This is a genomic window from Aquipuribacter hungaricus, from assembly GCF_037860755.1.
Taxonomy (GTDB): Bacteria; Actinomycetota; Actinomycetes; order Actinomycetales; family JBBAYJ01; genus Aquipuribacter; species Aquipuribacter hungaricus.
In genome coordinates this window covers 1-1314 of sequence record NZ_JBBEOI010000430.1, presented here as the reverse complement: position 1 = coordinate 1314, position 1314 = coordinate 1, and the positions used below count along the sequence as shown (strand labels likewise).

The window sequence follows — 1314 nt, the reverse complement described above, 5'->3', positions numbered from 1 at the left end:
GCGTGGTGGACCGGGCGGCGGTGGCCCCGTCCACGCCGCGGGTGACGAAGCCCTCAGCGGTCGTCATCAGTTCTCGTTCCTCCCGTTGCCGGTGATGTTGCCGCCCGTGCGACCCTCGTCGGTCTCGATGACACCGCTGCGGTTGAGCTCCGTGCCGAGCTGGCCGGTCTGGCCGGCCTCCTCGAGGCCCGCGATGTAGTCGTCGTACTCCTCGCGGCTGACGACCTCGACGTTGAACAGCATCTCGGAGTGGTACTCGCCGCAGAGCTCGGCGCACTTGCCCTGGAACGTGCCCTCCTTGGTGGGCACGACCTGGAAGCGGTTCTCGCGGCCGGCGATGTTGTCCATCTTGAAGAGGAACGCCGGGATCCAGAACGAGTGGTTGACGTCGCGGGCGAAGAGCACGAACTCCACGCGCTCGTCGACCGGCAGGACGAGGGTCGGGACGCGGTCCTCCGCGCCCTCCTCGCCGTCGAGCGCGGCCTGGACACCGGTCTCGTAGACGTCCTCGTCCACGTAGTTGAAGTCCCAGGACCACTGCTTGGCGACGACCTCGACCGTGTGGTCGGGCTCCTGCTCCAGGTCGAGGATCGCGGCCTGCGACGTGGCCGTGTAGTAGAAGAGAACCGCGACCATGAACAGCGGGATCGCCGTGTACATGACCTCCAGCGGGAGGTGGTAGCGCAGCTGCGGCGGGACCTCGGGGTCACCGGCGCGGCGGCGGTAGGCGATGACGCACCAGATGGTGAGGCCCCAGACCAGGACCCCGACGCCGAGCGCCGCGATCCACGACCCGTTCCACAGCGACTGGATGGTCGGCGTCATGTTGGTGGCGCCCACGCTCTCCGCGGGCAGGTAGCCCCGGGCCAGCTGGTCGGCCGAGCAGCCGCTGAGCGCGAGCGCGCCGAGCGCGGCGAGGCCGGCCCCGGCGTACCGGAACCTGCTGGCGGCAGGTCGAGTTGTCTCCACGGAGGCCTTCCCGGGGGTCGAGGTGGGCACGGGTGCCCTGAGCTGGGTGCTGTCCGAACACTACCCCGGGGCCTCGGGCGGGGACCGGGTGGGCTCGCCCGTCTAGCGTGACGCCATGAGCACGGTCGGCGCACGCCCTGGCCAGCCCGGACGGGTCGAGCTGGACGCCGCGTCGGTGGCGCCGCCGCTGCCCGCGGCCGGCCAGGCCTGGCAGGCCGGCCTCGCCGACGGCTGGGCGGACGAGCGGGGCCTGCACGCCTCGGCGGACCGGTCCCGGCAGGTGCTCGACGCGGCGCGGGCACGGGTCGGCGAGCTGCTCGGTGTGCGGGTGGAGGAGGAGTCGAT

Annotated in this window: 1 protein-coding gene and 1 pseudogene; one reads left to right on the top strand and one right to left on the bottom strand. The window is 71.8% G+C overall.

Translation table 11 applies throughout. The annotated features are described in order from the left end of the window. Positions 1-66: 66 nt before the first annotated feature. The gene (gene ctaC / locus WCS02_RS20400; RefSeq protein ID WP_340296151.1) at positions 67-999 is read right to left on the bottom strand and encodes an aa3-type cytochrome oxidase subunit II; all 933 of its coding nucleotides are present in this window, start codon (positions 997-999) and stop codon (positions 67-69) included. Between the two features lie 85 nt (positions 1000-1084). Here ctaC and WCS02_RS20395 point away from each other — a divergent pair. Then, positions 1085-1314 (top strand): annotated as a pseudogene (locus WCS02_RS20395) (aminotransferase); the annotation flags it as partial.